The following is a 16,284-nucleotide window of genomic DNA, read 5'->3' as shown; positions in this document are numbered from 1 at the left end:
ACAGTGGCTCATCGGACTGAGTTTTTCTCTCAAGTAGCGGAGAGCCAGAGGCCCAATTCCGCGCAGGTACCGCAGATCTCGATCTGAAGCCGTTCGTATCTCTCCAACTGTCTCGAAGCCGCCGCGCTTTAACGAATTCATGATGCGCGACGGTATTTGAAGATTGATGATCTTCACAGAGTCCTTCAATTTACTCGTCGGAGCTAGTCGTCCTCGGACAACGGTGACCGGCCAACGCCCCTGATCTCGTCGGTAGTTCATTTGAACCCTGTGCTGCGCTCGAGACATCGGCCCTCCGAACTGGGTCGAGTCCATTGAAAAATGTTTAGCTATATGCCCGCGGCTTATGATCGCCGCAGGCTCCCTTTTGCTGATCGGACGATGGGTTCCTCCCCAACCGCGTTCAAAACTGGTACTGCAATCCGCCGTTGAGCGAATAGCTGTCGCCACCACTGCGACCAAAGGTCGATGATGCCGTCAGCAGTCCCTTGAAGCCGTTTCCAAGATTCGCATCGAAGCCGCCGGAAACCTTGCCATAGATGTCGCTTGGAGTGCGACCACCAGCCGTGTTGATCAACAGCAGCGGTGCATCCGTACTGAATGAGGTGACGGTCCGGACACCACCAAGGAAATCATGCTGGGCCGTGAGATTGATGAAGGGATTGAAGCTGGCGCGCGCGAACGGAATGTTGGCCCTGATCTGGGCTCCGACCCCGCCGGTCAAGCCATCAAAATTTTGACCGTTAACCCCAAGCGTCAGCAGATCGTCGCCCCGTTCGGAGTAACTTCCCAGTCGGACGTTGCTGTAGGCAAATTCAGCGATCGGGCCGGCCTTCATCGTGCCCACGTCGAACAAATAGCCCGAGCGACCCGCCAGGGTGAAGGTATTCCCATCCACCGAGCCCCTAATCGTATCAATTACTCCGGGCCTGCTCGTGCCGAGCTTGTTCAACCCATAGGTTACCGCACCGTCGAGAAAGAAATGCGGATAGGACAACGAACCGAACAGCGCTCCCTGGAACGAATTCGAGTCAAGGTGCGTGCGGCTGAGTCCGGCGAGATCGGTGCTCGCGGTGTAGAAGTTGAAGGCCGCTCCCACGAACAGGTTTTTTGCAGCTTGATACCCGGCGCCTATCGTAAGGCCCGCGAAATTGGCACCGATATCGGAATTCGCCGGACCATTCGGGCTCGCTACGCCGGCTTGCGACAGCCGGGCGCCGGCGCCCTCGACAAAGACCGAGAATTTGTCGTCCTGCGGGACTGAAACGGGTCCCATAACCTTTGCCGGCATGTACGCCGCCAGCGCGTCGAATGCATTGGAGGCGGCGGCACGCCGTTGCGCATCGAGGCGATCGATCAGCGAATTGGAAAAGGAAACTCCCGCGCCTTGCGCAATATCCCCCGGAGCGGAAAGCGCTTCGCGGGCGTTGATCATGTTGCCGATATATTTCGACATGAGCGCGTCGAAGCCGGTGGTCGTGTGGATGTTGTCGTTGAAGACATAGGTGTTCTGTACGGCAGTCGAGGCCGAGTAACAGGTTGGAGACCCGTAACATGTATCCAGGGTGGTGTAGTGGACGAACCCATATGCTGCGGGATTTGCCTGGACCCGGTTCAGCAAGGTCAACGTATCAAGAAAGTAAGTGTTCACGCCCGGCGTATAGAGGGTTGCAAGCTGATCACGGATCGCAACGGAGTACTGTTGGCCGTATGCGCGGGTCGTGGCATTGTTCGAGGCGCCATATCCGGCGTAGGTCGCTGGCTGACTCAAATCATAAGGCGAGACCAGGATAATGTTGCGGAATCCGCTCGCCACCAGACTGTCGATGCCAGTTCGCACATTCCCGATCACGTTGCTCGTGAAGGTCGCCACATCGGGGCGTGCCCCGATCGGCTGGAAGATTGTCGGTGTCGTCGGAAGCGCTGCGGCCAGGATGTCGTTCGTTCCGATCCACAGACCGACGATATCCCGCGGACCGACCGGCACATTCCCTGCTCTGAATCTGGCCACTTGGGGCAAGAGCCCCGTTGGAGCGCCGTACCCGGTCTCCAAGGCAAAATTGATGTTGTGATCCCCGCTTTGTGCCCCTCCGATTGCGAAGTTGCTCTGGGGGCTGGCGGTGTAGGATGCGCCGATCAGCAGTGGCACCTGGTCGGCCCAGTTAGGCGAGCTTTTGTTCGCGTAGTTCGTGTAACGAGCATACGGCGTATTGCAACAGTCCGTCAGGCTGTCGCCGAACGCATAGAAATTTCCAAAGCTTTGCGCTTTTGCTGAACTTGCTGCGACGCAACATGCCAATGCCGTCGAAATGGCCGTAAGCCTTAACTTCATGGTCCCCCCCCCTATTTTTTATGGAGGGGATTAGGTCGCCTTCAGAAAAGCTGCGCTATCGCGATCGGGACGCACTTTCAGAAACAGGACTCGGCTGCGCGGCAACTTATTGAGTGTTGCGAAATTGTGACGGCACGCGATTCATAATCTGGCGAAATGCTGCCGTCATGTGGGCATGACTGCTGAAACCCACCGCCGCAGCGATCTCGCTAAGATCGATACCACCACCGCGGATCATCTCAATGGCCTTGTCCAATCGCTTCCGCACAATGTACTTGTGCGGCGGAAGGCCGGTCATCATCTTGAAGATGCGCGACATGTGACGGATACCCACGTCAGCCCGCTCTGCGACTTGGTCGAGCCGCAGGTCCTGTCTGAGGTTGGCGTCGATATAGTCGGCCATCCTCGCGAACTTGGTCGGGTCCTTTTGCTCCTGCAGACGCCGGGAGCGGTCATCGTCAGGAAACACGACACTCAACACACCTACCGCGAGGGCTTGCGCAACAGCACCGCCCGCCGGGCTACCCGCCCTGACATCAGCCCTGATCATCTCGAGATAGTGCTGAAGTTTGCCGAAATGCCGATCCGTCAACTGGGGCTTCGCGAAGCAGGCCAGCGACTGGCCGAAAGTACTTTCGATGAGATCGTCGTACACGCAAAGGATAACGGTTCGCGCGATCCCTTGCCATTCGCCGTGGCCGCCATCGCCGGGCAGCATCAGCCGTGGGAATCTATCGACGGTCCGGAATGTCCGGCTGCCATCAGCCCGCACGTACAGCGGGTCAAGGGTCCAGCCCAGAGAAAACATGCTCGCAGCTGAATCGAACGATCCAAAGCGCGGTGACTCGATTTCCTGGAACGCCATCCCCGACCGCGTATCGCCGAGCGTGCTCAAAAGGACCTTCGGCTTGGGCTCGTACCCTTCATACCAGCGCATGTTGGGTACCTTAAGCATGTCCAGGATATCCTTTGCCCCTTACCGCCGCCCGATGAAGCTGCCTGCATGGCCTCCTTGCTGTCAATATGGACGTTCAGCGGCGCGAGGGGCTGGACCTAAGTCGCGCTGCGCAAGAGTGAGCGTTTACGCTCGAACGCTGACGGCAATCTAGAGATGACATTTTATCGGAGCTCGCCTTCGCCTTCTTGGCATGCTGCATCCTTCAGCTCACTTCGTCTTTACCCAGGGAGTGTCGAGCGGTCGCAAACAGGGCGGCGGGGACGAGACCAACCAAGGTAACGACGGTCAACGACCAACGAACCCCTTCAGCCGGCCCGTAGCCGAGACCGATATTGATCCAATCTGATAGCGCGCCAACGGTCAGGGGACCCAGGCCAAGGCCGACCAAGTTCATCGAAAACAATAGAATGGCCGCGGTTGTCGCCCGCATGTGCCGCGGCACAATCGACTGAAAGGCTCCGAACAACGGCCCAGCGAATACCGTCGACAATGCTCCGCAAGCGACCATCATCGACAAGGCGACCTTGATCGAGCTCGTGCTGAGAACGGCGATAAATATCGGCACGAGCAGGAACGAGGTCACCCCCGGGATAATCATGGAGCTGCGTGGATCCCGGCGGCCGAGGCAATCTGCCAGAAGGCCCCCGAGCGATGCGCCTATAGCGCCGGTGATCCCCGCTATCAGGCCCAAGGCGATTCCCAGGAACCCGAGAGGCTGGAGCTTGAAGCCAAAAGCGGCATTGAATTCTGACGTCAATCCGACCAGCTCGTCGCCATGACATCGGAGAAAGAAGGACACGATGAAAAGGCCTTGGCCGTACCCAATAAACGCGATCAGGGACCCTGTAACGACCAACACGCGAAAGGTCCGCTTGCTCGCCAGATAGGACAACGTGGCGCGAAGACTGGAGGCCGGTGTCGGGGCGGCAGCTCGCAGGTTTCGAGGCTCCCGCAATGTCGTCAGGAGGAGCAACGAAAGCAGGAGACCCGGCAGCCCGGCAGCGACGAAGGCAGCCCTCCAGCCGAAGCCATCGGCAACCAGGCCGCCCAGGGCCATGCCTGCCAAAAAGCCCAGCGGAGCACCTGCCGAAAAAATGCCAAGCGCGGACACGCGTCTTTCCTTGGGTACGTAGTCTGATATCAGGCTGTGTGAAGCAGGCGTGCAACCGGCCTCACCGATCGCCACTCCCACGCGCAGCAACAGGAGCTGAACGAAATTCTGAGCAAGGCCGCAGAGCGCGGTGAAAGCCGACCAAGTCGCCAATGATATGCTGATGATGAGACGACGATCGCGGCGTTCCGCCTGCCGGCCAATTACAATACCAAATACCGTGTAGAAGAGCGCGAATGCGAGGCCGCCGATCGCGCCGATCTGCCAGTCTGCGAGTTGAAGATCCTGCTTTATCCGCTCGGCCAGAACGTTAACGATCTGCCGGTCCAGGGCATTTAGTACATTTGCGAAAACCAGCAGGCTCATGCCATATGTCGGATAGCGCGGCCCATAAGGTAAGTGCGGGTCGCCTTCTGGTCGCGATAAGCGAACCTTCGATTGACCACCTGGAGTCTCCAGCATCAAGGATTGCTCGCGCGATGCATTGCAGCGCTGCCAAACCCTCTGGTGATGCAAGGGGCACCGCCTAGCAACTCCATCATGGTCGTCCCTTAGCTTTCCAACATGCTGCCATAAATTCTTTATCCAACAATGGAAACTTAACCCGAGCTGCTGCCGGATTGATGGACAGCGGGTTAAGCTAATCTCACCTTGCTCCCGAACTCAACAGGGCTGACGTAGCACGGGCGTGTCGAAGTCCGGCTCGCCTTGCGACAGCCCTATGACATCGCGCCCCTGGCGGCGCGGTTCGTTGGCAAGCCGTGTGATAGCGATGGTCGGCGAAGCACGAACGGCCGATAATCGGGACGATAGCTTGATTGGCTTGAAATGCGCGTTCATGGGTCTTTTCTCGGTTGATTTTCTAGAATTTTTTGCAGTCACAATCGAAAGTCGTCGCCAGCGACGACACCGTCGATCAAATTGAGGTTGAGTAGGAACTCGGAGGAGAACTGGCTACGCACCAATGGCTCGACGACGATACCGCCTGCGAGCGCCGCCACCTCCCGGGCGCGCAGCAACAGCTTGCGCGGGCTACGCCCGTTGATGGGTCGAGCGTTCGGCGAGCCTCAGCTCGGTCTCACGAGTTTTTCACACGCTTTGCGGATGCGGTCACAAGCGGCACGCAAGACATCCGTGTCAACCGCGTAGGCAATACGCACGTATGGGGACATACCGAATGCGGCCCCGTGAACGACGCCGACACCCGCTTCGTTGAGAAGATAGGTGGCGACATCGAGGTCGTTCTCGATAAGCTTACCCGCCGGAGTCCGACAGCCAAGTAAGCCAGCGACGTTGACGAAGACATAAAAGGCGCCTTCCGGTTCGGAGCAGCGAAAACCTGGCGTCGCATTGAGCACTGAAATGACGATGTCGCGCCGTGATCGCAGAGTACTGATCCAATCTCCAACGAAGCCCGTCCCGGCTTCAAGTGCGCGCGCTGCCGCGGCTTGGCTGATCGATGTCGGATTTGAGGTGCTTTGAGATTGAAGCACTTCCATGGCCCCAATCATTGTTTGCGGACCAGCAGCGTAGCCGACCCTCCAACCGGTCATCGAATAACTCTTCGAGACACCGTTTACGAGCAGGGTGCGAGATTTGAGGCGCGGCTCGATCTGAGGTAGCGCGACATAGGAGCGCTCGAATCGCAATAATTCATAAATGTCGTCGGCAAGCACCATCACCTGGGGATGGCGTAACAGCACCCCTGCGAGGGCAGCATATTCCTCGGGGCCATAAACGGCGCCCGTGGGATTGTTCGGCGAATTGAGGATGACCCATCGGGTTCTGGGCCCGATCGCGGCCTCAAGCGCCTCCGGCCTGAGCTTCCAGCCGGCATTCTCCTCGCAATTGACGATCACAGGCTTGCCGTCGGCAAGCGAGACCATGTCCGGGTAAGACACCCAGTACGGGGCGGGCACGATGACCTCGTCCCCTTCGCGCAGGGTCGCAAGCATCGCGTTGAGGATCAGCGACTTGGCGCCGCAGCCGGCAATGACCTCGGAGTGTTTGTAGGTGAGGCCGTTTTCCACTTCCAACTTGCGGATGATAGCGGCCTTCAGGGCGGGCGTTCCACCGACCGCCGTATACTTCGTGTCTCCGGCCTCGATGGCATCATGCGCTGCGTTGCGGATATGCTGTGGCGTCTCGAAATCGAGTTCACCCTCTCCGAGATTGTCGACTTGACGTCCCTCGGAGCGTAACGCGCGGATACGCTCCGAGATGGCCGCCGTGGGCGAGCGCCGAAGGCGCGTGACCCGCGGCGCGAGTGTGGTCGTATAGTTATCGAGCATGGCTGGTTCTCCGGACCCGGCACGGGCGCCATCGATTAAGCAGATACCAATGTTGATTAAGCCGACGTAATTTTCGTCGTTGCGGCTTTGACGGCGGCCAAGGGGGCACCTTCGAGATCGAGCAACGGACGGCGCACGCTGCCGCCTTTGAAGCCGCGAGCGTTCATCGCAGCCTTCGTCGTTTGGGGTTGGCCAAAGCGACGAGCAAGCTCGCGAAGCGGATACCAGGACCGGTGCAATTCACGGGCGGTCGCAGCGTCCCCGCCTTCAACGGCCCGGAAGGTCTTGAGAATGATCTCGGGAAGTGCACAGCTGTTCGTCGAACTGATGCCGTCGAAGCCACACATCATTGGCCCGAGGAAGGCGAGATCTGATGCGCAGAACAGCTTGATGCGGCCCTTGAGCCGGTTGGCAAGAACGTCGATAACCGTGGGGCTCAGATCGCCCTGCTTGATACCGACTACGCCTTGGATATCCGCGATCTGCTCGATGACCGATGCGGGCAGATTCACGCCAATGCCTGGCGCGTTGTAGATCAACACGCCTGTCCGCGACAGCGGCGTCATCTCGCGGAAAAAAGCAACGATCTGATCATCCGTAATTTCCGATACGTAAGGTGGCGTGACCATCGGCAATCCGCCAAGATCGCCGGCCAGCTTGGTTAAATCCCGCACGACACGAGCATCGGAACCGGCGCTGCAAAGCATGACCGGGACCTTGTCGCCCACAATATCCATGACTTTGCGGAACAAGTTGGCGCGTTCGTCCGGTGACATGACCGGAAACTCGCCGTAGGTGCCGCCGATCAGGATGCCATCGAAGCCGAGGCCGATCACACGTTCGATGTTCTCGGCCAAGGCCGCATAGTCGAACGCACCGTCGGCCTTGAACGGTGTAACGGTGATATTGAATAGTCCGTGCAGACGCGCGCTGCATTCCGCGATGTCTTTCATGGTGTTTTTCCTCGAGAAGATTTGTTGGAGCTCTTTTCGTCAGCCCGGAATCCGCAGGATCGGCCGATCGATTGCGCTGAGCGACTTGCATCCCGTTTCAGTGACCACGACCGTCTCGCTAACGCCGACCGTGAACTGACCGAATACGCGGAGTGCCACTGGAATGTGGAACGTCATGCCTTGACGAAGCTCGGTGGTGACGCCGGTGTAGAGGCTGAGAATACCGCCCTCACCCCAATCGGGCGCGAACGAAATGCCGACGCTGTAACCGGCGCGCTTCTTGAAGTTCTCGGTATAGCCGGCCCGATCAATCACCTTCTGGCAGGCATTGTGAGCCGCTTCGCAAGGCGCGCCGGGACGGATGGCCTGGATTGCGGCCTCAAGTCCTTCCTGACAGGTCTTCTCCATGTCGGTCGCGACCTGCGGCATCGCCCCCAGCCATGCCGACCGCATGAGGGCGGCGTGGTAGCGATCGTGACATGCTGCCATTTCGAGGAACACCGGCTGGTCGTTCGCGAGCCGTCCGCGACGCCAGGTGCCGTGTGGCACGCCGGAGCGCCGGCCGGCCGAAACCAGGGGCTCCATGCCGACATATTCCGAACCGGCGGCGATCGACGACCCCATCATGGCCGCGACGAGATCGTTCTCAGTCGCCCCGACCCTCACGGCATTCAGGCCCGCGCGCATGCCCACTTCGACGTAGGAGGCCGCCTTGGCGAGCTTTTCGAGTTCGGCCGCCGATTTCACCACACGGAGCTGCTCGATGATGCCGGCACCGTCATGAATCGTGCCGAGTTTGGCTTGAAGCGCTTCATAAGTGGCGATCGGGAGGAACCAGCCGCGCTTGTCGATAGCGATGCGCTTCGATGCCCAGCCTTTGCTCTTGATGACGTTGACGAGGAAATCCACCGGCTGATCGCCGTCCTGATAGACTTCCGCATTGGCAATGAAGGTGTTCGAGATGAAATTGAAATACTCGAGCTGCCGGATCACGAAGGCAGGCTCGCCCTCCACCGGAAGGACGAGTGCCTGGAACGTATAATAGCCGGGCGTCTGTTGCCCAGTGAGATAGAAGATGTTTTCGGGGCCGGTGACGACCATGACATCAATTCCGGCGCCGGCCAGCAACTTGCGAGCGCGTGCGACCCTCTGATCATATTCCGCCTTTGGGAATGCCGACTCGGCGCCCTGTTGAACGGCTTGGTTGCTCATGTCTTATGCTCCGATGAGTTGGGTGACCGCAGGGTCGAAGACGACGCCGAGGCCAGTTGCGTGATCGGCATGCACCGCGCCTGCGGCGTAAGAAATGCCTGTGATTGGATCGTCAACGAGCCCATCGGCTCCGTAGAGTTCGGCGAAGGCGGGCCGCACCGCGCAAGCGACCTGAAGGGCCGCTGAGGTAGCCGCGGCGCCTTCATTCATCTGGCCAATCATGAACGGCACGCCGGCCGCGGAAAGCTCTTGCGCAGCCGCTATGGTCGGACCAATTCCCCCGAGCTTCACGAGCTTGAGATGAGCCAAAATCCGGCCACCGTATCCGCAAACGCTCGTTACGTCCTTCGCGCCCGCGATACTCTCATCGAGCATCACTGGTATCGGAGTTTTGTCGGCGAGACGGTCGATTGCGTTCCAATCGTTCGGGGCGACCGGCTGTTCGACGTATCTAAGATCGTAACCGGCCAACGCATCGAGCTTTTCGATCGCCTCCGCGCTACTCCAGCGTCCATTTGCGTCCGCCGCGATCTTGATTTGACTGCCGAAGCGCGCGCGCAAGGCAGCGATCCGTTTTACATCTTCAGCGAAGTCACCGGCGGCCACGCGCACTTTGAGATCCACGTAGCCGCGATCAACGTAGGACTGCGCCCGCTCGAGGAAATCCTGCATGGACGACCAGAACAGCGTTTGGTTCGTCTTTGCGGCGACGGTCGGCTCATTGGCGCCGAGCCATGCCGCAACGCTCTTTTTGGCGCGACGCGCCACGAGATCATGTAGGGCGCAATCGATCAGACAACGCACCGGCGCAATCAGCGGCGCTGCCGAATCCTTCAGACTGGCGAGCAACTCTGCCGGATCGCGCTTCCAATCGATCGAGCTGATTGCCGAAACAGTCTTCTCGACGACGTACTCCTCGGAGAAGCCGTTGAGATAGGAGATGTTGGCACGCACCTCGCCGACACCGACTGACGTTCCGTCATCCAGACGCAAATAGAGTTCCGACAGATGCACTATCCGGCCCGAGGAGGCCGTATGGAGGGCAAGCCCACCGCCATAGTGCAAATGCGCGGAATGGAGGGAGACGCGCAATGGCTCAGCCCCCGTTTCGCAGCATGGCCTTCGCCACATCGCGGTAGATCAGGCTTGAGGTGATGAACTCATCGATTGGAACAAATTCATCGGGCTTGTGGGCGACGGCGAGGTCGCCGGGTCCAATGACAGTTCCCTGTGCACCGATGCTCGCGAAATGCACGAGGTCGCAGCCGCCCTGAAAGCCGAAGGGTCCAGGCTTGGCAACGCCGTGGGCCCTGCTTGCGGCGAGGCTCGCCTGCGCAATGGGGCTCTCCACCGGAGTATTCGTCGCTCCGCCAGTCGTGGCCTTGTAGTCGACGATCTCGGCTCGCACCCCAAAGCGCTCCCGGGCCACTGTAAGCAGATCACCAAGCTCCCGCTTGACTACCTCCTCGGATTCTCCGGGCACCATCCGGCGATCGACGAGAAGATCGCAGCTTCCCGGCAGCACATTATCGGCGTGACCGCCATTGATTCTCGTGACGGTGACGCTCGCGCTGCCGACGAGAGGATGACTACGGTGACGTACGACCTTCTCGTGATGCTCCGCGATGAGCCGCAAAAATTCGCCGGCTCGATAGATCGCGTTCTCGCCGAGGTGAGGCGTGCCTGAATGCGCGGTGACGCCGTGCACCCGCACGACCGGGCGCAGGCTGCCCTTGTGCGCGGTGAACGTCGCGTTCGAGGTCGGCTCGCCCACGACCGCAAAGTCAATCTTCGGGCGGCCCGCAGCGTAGAACTTGGCGCCCTCGCTCGCTATCTCCTCGTCGGCGACGAAGATGCCGAGCAGCGTTCCCGACCAGGCGCCACGCTCGGTTTTGAGCATGCGCATTGCTTCCAGCATGGACGCAAGCGGTCCTTTGCAGTCACAGGCACCGCGGCCGTAAAATCGACCATCCCTCTCGGTAAGAGTGAATGGGTCGGACGACCAGCCCTCGCCCACCGGCACGACATCCATATGGGTGTTGAATGCGAATGTAGGTCCAGCACCGTTGTCCAAGCGTGCAATGACATTGATACGCCCAGGCTTGTATTCCTGGTGCGAGACCTCGAATCCTTCCGCTTTCAGGAGCTGTTGCACATAGGCTGCGGCTTTCGCCTCATGGCCTGGAGGATTCTGGGTGTCAATAGCGATGAGGCTCGCCAGTTCGCGCTTCATGCGCGCAGCATCGGGAGAAGTGGACATCGGTGGACTCCGGCGATTGGCTGTTAGTGCAAGATCTGATCGAGAAATCGCCTTGCGCGATCGTTGACCGTCCCGTTGAAGAACTGATCGCTTGGCGCACTCTCGATGATCTCGCCGTGTTCCATAAACACGATACGATCGGCTGCACGGCGGGCAAAACCCATCTCATGGGTCACGACAATACTGGTCATGCCCTCGGAGCTGAGCTGCGTCATGACGTCGAGCACTTCTCGGATCATTTCGGGGTCAAGCGCCGACGTCGGCTCATCGTAGAGCATCAGTTGGGGCCGCATCGCGAGCGCTCGGGCAATAGCTACGCGCTGCTGCTGCCCGCCGGACAATTCATCAGGGAAAGCATCCGCCTTATCCGGAATCTGGACCTTGCGCAGCAAGTCTGTTGCAATGTCATGGGCGTCGGCCTGGCTGAGACCCAGGATCTTCACGGGCGCCAACATGATGTTCTCTACTGCGGAGAGATGGGAGAACAGTTCGAAATTCTGAAAGACCATGCCGATCTGCCGACGCAGAAGATGCGCTGAACGGTGACTATGGGTGATATTCTCGCCTTGGAACAAGATGTCGCCGCTGTCGACCGTTTCAAGCAGGTTGACACACCGTAACAGTGTCGACTTCCCGGATCCCGAAGGGCCAATCAGGACGACCGTTTCCGATGGATTCACCTGAAGTCCGCACCCCTTTAGAACCTGAAGGCTGCCAAAGCTCTTGTTGATGCCGACAATTTCGAGCAGATGTTGCATGGCGTTTCCCTCGCTCTAGCGTACAGCAAGCGTTTCGGCGCTTCCGAGCAAGCGCTCGGTCAACGAGACCCGGCGCGTGCGCCTGCGCTTCTTGGGGTCGAGAGCGCTTTCGATGGCAACCTGGATGGCCATGAACACTGTCGTCAGCACGAGGTAGTAGATGCCGGCGGCGCTCAGTGCCTCGAAATAGCGAAAGTCCGCGCTGGCCGTCTGATTTGCGACCAATAGCAACTCTTCGACGGCAATCACCGACACGAGCGCGCTGAGCTTGAGCATGCCGATCATCTGATTGCCGATCGGCGGCAACACGATACGGGCGGCTTGAGGAATGACGACATATCGCATCATCTGACTGGTCGTCATGCCAAGGGCTAGACCGGCAGTGCGCTGGCCTTTTTTGACCGCCTGAAGTCCAGACCGAACGATTTCGGCCATGTAGGCCCCCTCGTTCAACGACAAAGCCAACACCGCACAAACGAAGGCAGACAGCTTGATGCCGAAAGAAGGCAGCACGTTGTAGATGAAGATGATCTGAAACAGTACCGGAGTGCCGCGAAATACCCAGAGATATGCGAGCGTCCCGATACGCCCGGCGCGCGTCTGCGTCTCCTGTATAAGCGCAAGGACGAGACCGATGAGGACGCCGAAGAACAGTGAGGCGACCGTCAAGAGCAAGGTCATCACGGCGCCGCGAATGAAGATCGGCGAGACAAGGTAATGGAAGACGAGATCGAGCGACATGTTCAGACCTCCTCAATCGAACAGCGACACGGAGAGGGGAAACTTCCAGGTCTCGATCAGCTTTTTGTATGAGCCGTCAGCAACGATCTCCTTGAGGGCAGCTTCAAGCGCGATCTTCATTGCGGCGTCGCCCTTTCGGACTGCCATGCCAATTTGAGTGGTCGCCTCAAACTCCTGACCGACGACGGCGTACACGCCGGGTACCTTGTCCATCAATTCGACCGAACCGGGCGTCGAATTGAAGAACGCGTCCGCGCGGCCTTGTCGAACGGTCAACGCTGAATCCTGGGCAGTCGGCATGGTCATCACGGTGACGCCAGACTGTCCGCTGTCGCGACATCGCTTGTCATCCTGGCGCGCGTAAGTCTCCTGGATGCCGCCGAGCGTGACCGCGATCGTTTTGCCGCACAACGAATTGTCGCGGCCGGTGATCTTGGACGGATTGGCCGCTTGAACGACGACGAGGGTACCGATCCTCAGGTAGGGAATGAAATCGACCTGCCCCGAGCGCTGCTCATTGATATACATTCCGGAGTTGATCATATCGACGCGGCCGCCTTGCAGCGCGACGATGAGCCCCTTGAACTCCATGTTCATCGGCTTTGGCTCGACGCTGAGCTTCTTCGCCAACAGGCCGATCATGTCGACGTCGAAGCCCGTCAGCTTGCCGTCTTTTTGAAATTCGAGAGGCGCGAAGGTGGCGGCGACGCCGTAGGTGAGCGCCCCCTTTTCAACCAGCGCCGCGGAGGAGATGTCGGCAGCCAGGGCCGGACCAGAGAGGAAAAGCGAAAAGATTCCACAGACAAGGCGCAAGCGTGACATGGCGACCCCTCTCGATTGATTTAATTGGCTACAATAGTACAATTCTTTCCAATGGGGTCAAGCCAAATTGTAAGGCATAACGCTGTGAATTCGTAGACATCCGGCCTTCGTAGGAGGCAAAATCGTGATTGAAATTGTATTCCTTAGCGTTCTTGGTACGCACCGGCCCAGGCGCCGGCCACCCGAGCCGCAGAAATTGCGTCGCGCGCCGGAATCACGTCACCCCCTCCCCGAGAGCGACGGAACGTAAGCGAGTAGCACCGTGACTCCTGCCGAGTTGTCCATTTCCCGCGCACCGGAAGGTGCTTCAGTGAGAACCGGGAAGACCGAGCGACGAAATAGCAAAGAGTCGTCGGGCAGTTCCTCGACCCTGTCTGATCGAAATAACTTAGGCTGCCGAACTTTTGCTTGCGGCGAGCCCGTGGGCTGGAAAGTTATCTAGCCCTGGAATGCACTCGCTTGATCGTCCTCAGAGGACCTTGGACGGAAGAGAACCAGGGCGCGGAGAATTCAAATGGCGCCCCATCACCGCTCCACATCGCAGCCTTAGCCTGCAACAGCGCATAATGCGATCAGCTTCGCACCAATTCCAAATTCTTCTTGTAGCTCGGCGAAGCGCTGAAGGCCGCCTGAAGGTGCTCAGCCATGAGTTGCGCAGCCGTAGCCCTGTCGCCGGAAGCGACCGCATCCAGAATCTTGAGGTGCTCCCGGCACCAATCTTTCACCCGGCGACGGTTGGCATATCCGCCGAATTCCAAGAGACGCCGAAGGCGATTCTGCTGTTGGATTGCCTGCAAAAAGAAGTTGTTTCCACTGAATTCCGCGATCATCTCATGGAATTGAGCATCCGTTTCGAACAGCAAAGTCGGATTGACCGCCGCGATATTTGGATGGGTCTCCAGAAAAAGATGCTGGCGTCGGGCCTTCTCGAGCGCAGCGCTATCGAATTGAAACGTGTCGAGCAGGATTCCAGCGGGTTCAATCGTCTTACGGAAATCGTAGCTATTGCGCAATGCGATCTGGGAATCGATGGCCGGCTGGAAGGTCCAACCTCGACCACTGTTTCGCGACAGCAATCCATCGTTGACCAACTGGGCGAGCGTCTTCTGAAGCAGAACACGATCGACGTCGTATCGCCGTGCGATCTCGGATTGAGTAAAGGTCTCGCCCAGTTTCCCCGAAAGGCGCTCATCGACGATTTTGGTGTAGAGATCCTGTTCCGCCGTGGCCGGGACCTCCATGTCGATTGCATGTAGCTCTTGAGGCCCCGCCTTCAGAAAAAAGCCTTGGTTCTTGCGAGATTCCAGGATCCCTCGCTCTTCCAGCAAGCTGAGTGCCGCACGCGCTGGCGTCCGCGATACGCCGAGCAGTTCGCTGATGTGTTGTTCCCGCAGATGGTGCCCAGGCCCAAAGCGGGCGTCCCGGATGAAATCGAGGATCTGATTGGCGAGCCGATAGCGGCTGGGACGAGACATCAGCTTGAGCCTCGCTTGTACGACTGCAATCGTTCCACACAATTCTCGTCCATACCCTGCTCGCTCGGCGCCCCCCGCTAGGCCTTCGTTTGTCGATCGCTCTCTTGGAAAATGAATCGATCATTTTGCTTGTAAGCCGCTTTTGGCGAAAAAACGAGTGGCACGGAGAGCCTGAACCGAGAAATGTTGAGCAAAGCTCTTCTCGGGATGCCTTTTCACCGCGGGAGCTCCGGGGCAAGACAAACTGATGGTGTCTTGACCACGGCTTAATCTAATTGTACTATTTATATTAATTAAAACAATATCACCGTTGCTTTTGCGCTCGGGATTTTCAGGAGAAATGCAATGAAACTCGAAGTCAGCGCCAAGGGCGTCTATCCGATTGCGCCGACGCCGTTCCACGAGGATGGCCGTATCGACTTCAATTCGATCGATCGGTTAAGCGACTTCTATCTTGAATCCGGTGCAACGGGCATGACAGTGCTTGGCGTGCTCGGCGAGGCACCGAAGCTCGACGCCAAGGAAGCACTGGACGTCGCATCGCGCTTCATCAAACGCGCGCCCAAGCTTCCTGTCATCGTAGGAGTTTCGGCGGCAGGTTTTGCATCTATGCGGACGCTTTCGTCTGCCGCGATGGATGCTGGCGCGGCAGGCGTGATGATCGCGCCGCCGAGTACGCTGCGGACCGATGATCAGATCGTCACTTACTATGCTCAAGCTGCAGAAGCGATTGGCTCCGAAACCCCATTTTGCATCCAGGATTACCCGCTGAATTACTCCGTCGTGATGGCGCCCGGCGTTCTGAAGCGCATCATCACCGACAATCCGTCCTGTGTGATGGTGAAGCACGAGGATTGGCCGGGCCTCGAGAAGATCTCGACGCTGCGCAAATGGGAAGCAGAAGGTTCACTCCGGCACGTTTCCATTCTGTGCGGCAACAACGGGCTTTTTCTCGACTTCGAGACCGAGCGTGGTGCAGACGGTGCCATGACCGGCTATCCCTTCGCCGACATGTTGGTCGAACTCGTCCGGCTTGCACAATCGGGCCAGCGCGACGCCGCGCACGATCTGTTCGATCTTCACTTGCCGCTTTTGCGCTACGAGCAGCAGCCTGGCGTCGGCTTGAGTGCCCGCAAATACATCCTGGCGCGGCGCGGCCTGATCTCCTCGCCTGCTCAACGCAAGCCAGCCGGCGCATTCACGGCCGCGGCCCGCTCCGAGGTCGATTATCTGCTTTCGCGGATCGCGCGGGTCGATCAGCGCGCAGCCTGCAAGCCGCTCGCCGCTTGATCACCGGTGTGGGATGCCAAGCGTCCAGGGGCGGCGGAGGGCCGCGCCCTTGGGCACGAGGCCGGACTCGCACGGTCAGAC

At 58.9% G+C, this 16,284-nt stretch carries 15 protein-coding genes; 1 reads left to right on the top strand and 14 read right to left on the bottom strand.

Annotation, left to right across the window (positions count from 1 at the left end; genetic code table 11):
- Positions 1–403: 403 nt before the first annotated feature.
- The 14 genes from IVA81_RS03890 to IVA81_RS03825 form a co-directional block, all read right to left on the bottom strand.
- Positions 404–2,332 (bottom strand): autotransporter domain-containing protein, encoded by a 1,929-nt coding sequence (locus IVA81_RS03890; protein ID WP_247312483.1) that lies wholly within the window; start codon positions 2,330–2,332, stop codon positions 404–406.
- 106 nt (positions 2,333–2,438) lie between these two features.
- Positions 2,439–3,287 (bottom strand): AraC family transcriptional regulator, encoded by an 849-nt coding sequence (locus IVA81_RS03885; protein WP_247312480.1) that lies wholly within the window; start codon positions 3,285–3,287, stop codon positions 2,439–2,441.
- Between the two features lie 205 nt (positions 3,288–3,492).
- Positions 3,493–4,767, bottom strand: coding sequence for an MFS transporter (locus IVA81_RS03880; RefSeq protein ID WP_247312477.1), 1,275 nt, complete (start codon positions 4,765–4,767; stop codon positions 3,493–3,495).
- A 297-nt stretch (positions 4,768–5,064) separates the two neighbouring features.
- Positions 5,065–5,241 (bottom strand): hypothetical protein, encoded by a 177-nt coding sequence (locus IVA81_RS03875; RefSeq protein WP_247313342.1) that lies wholly within the window; start codon positions 5,239–5,241, stop codon positions 5,065–5,067.
- A 38-nt stretch (positions 5,242–5,279) separates the two neighbouring features.
- Positions 5,280–5,420 carry a hypothetical protein gene (locus IVA81_RS03870; protein ID WP_247312474.1) on the bottom strand — a complete coding sequence of 47 codons (141 nt, stop codon included), beginning with the start codon at positions 5,418–5,420 and terminating at the stop codon, positions 5,280–5,282.
- A gap of 48 nt (positions 5,421–5,468) precedes the next feature.
- Positions 5,469–6,692, bottom strand: coding sequence for an aminotransferase class I/II-fold pyridoxal phosphate-dependent enzyme (locus tag IVA81_RS03865; protein ID WP_247312471.1), 1,224 nt, complete (start codon positions 6,690–6,692; stop codon positions 5,469–5,471).
- Positions 6,693–6,748: 56 nt separating this feature from the next.
- Positions 6,749–7,645 carry a dihydrodipicolinate synthase family protein gene (locus IVA81_RS03860; protein WP_247312469.1) on the bottom strand — a complete coding sequence of 299 codons (897 nt, stop codon included), beginning with the start codon at positions 7,643–7,645 and terminating at the stop codon, positions 6,749–6,751.
- 39 nt (positions 7,646–7,684) lie between these two features.
- Positions 7,685–8,857 (bottom strand): Xaa-Pro peptidase family protein, encoded by a 1,173-nt coding sequence (locus tag IVA81_RS03855; protein WP_247312467.1) that lies wholly within the window; start codon positions 8,855–8,857, stop codon positions 7,685–7,687.
- Between the two features lie 3 nt (positions 8,858–8,860).
- Complete coding sequence (locus IVA81_RS03850; protein WP_247312464.1) at positions 8,861–9,949, bottom strand: mandelate racemase/muconate lactonizing enzyme family protein; 1,089 nt, start codon at positions 9,947–9,949, stop codon at positions 8,861–8,863.
- 4 nt (positions 9,950–9,953) lie between these two features.
- Positions 9,954–11,117: a M20 family metallopeptidase gene (locus IVA81_RS03845; protein ID WP_247312461.1), complete on the bottom strand. Its 1,164-nt coding sequence runs from the start codon at positions 11,115–11,117 to the stop codon at positions 9,954–9,956.
- A gap of 23 nt (positions 11,118–11,140) precedes the next feature.
- The gene (locus IVA81_RS03840; protein ID WP_276578178.1) at positions 11,141–11,875 is read right to left on the bottom strand and encodes an amino acid ABC transporter ATP-binding protein; all 735 of its coding nucleotides are present in this window, start codon (positions 11,873–11,875) and stop codon (positions 11,141–11,143) included.
- Positions 11,876–11,890: 15 nt separating this feature from the next.
- Positions 11,891–12,616, bottom strand: a complete 726-nt coding sequence (locus IVA81_RS03835; protein WP_247312457.1) for an amino acid ABC transporter permease — start codon at positions 12,614–12,616, stop codon at positions 11,891–11,893.
- A gap of 12 nt (positions 12,617–12,628) precedes the next feature.
- On the bottom strand, positions 12,629–13,438 hold the full coding sequence (locus IVA81_RS03830; protein ID WP_247312454.1) for an ABC transporter substrate-binding protein: 810 nt from the start codon (positions 13,436–13,438) through the stop codon (positions 12,629–12,631).
- A 572-nt stretch (positions 13,439–14,010) separates the two neighbouring features.
- Entirely contained in the window at positions 14,011–14,913 is a 903-nt protein-coding gene (locus IVA81_RS03825; protein ID WP_247312451.1) for a GntR family transcriptional regulator, read from the bottom strand.
- Between the two features lie 345 nt (positions 14,914–15,258).
- On the opposite strand from IVA81_RS03825, the gene IVA81_RS03820 reads away from it, so the two are divergent.
- Complete coding sequence (locus tag IVA81_RS03820) at positions 15,259–16,203, top strand: dihydrodipicolinate synthase family protein (RefSeq protein WP_247312448.1); 945 nt, start codon at positions 15,259–15,261, stop codon at positions 16,201–16,203.
- The last annotated feature ends 81 nt before the right edge of the window (positions 16,204–16,284 follow it).

Origin of the sequence: Bradyrhizobium sp. 141, assembly GCF_023074055.1 — a bacterium.
In the GTDB taxonomy this organism is placed as follows: Bacteria; Pseudomonadota; Alphaproteobacteria; order Rhizobiales; family Xanthobacteraceae; genus Bradyrhizobium.
Note: the sequence above shows the minus strand (reverse complement) of the source record. Positions and strands in the feature narration are given on the sequence as shown.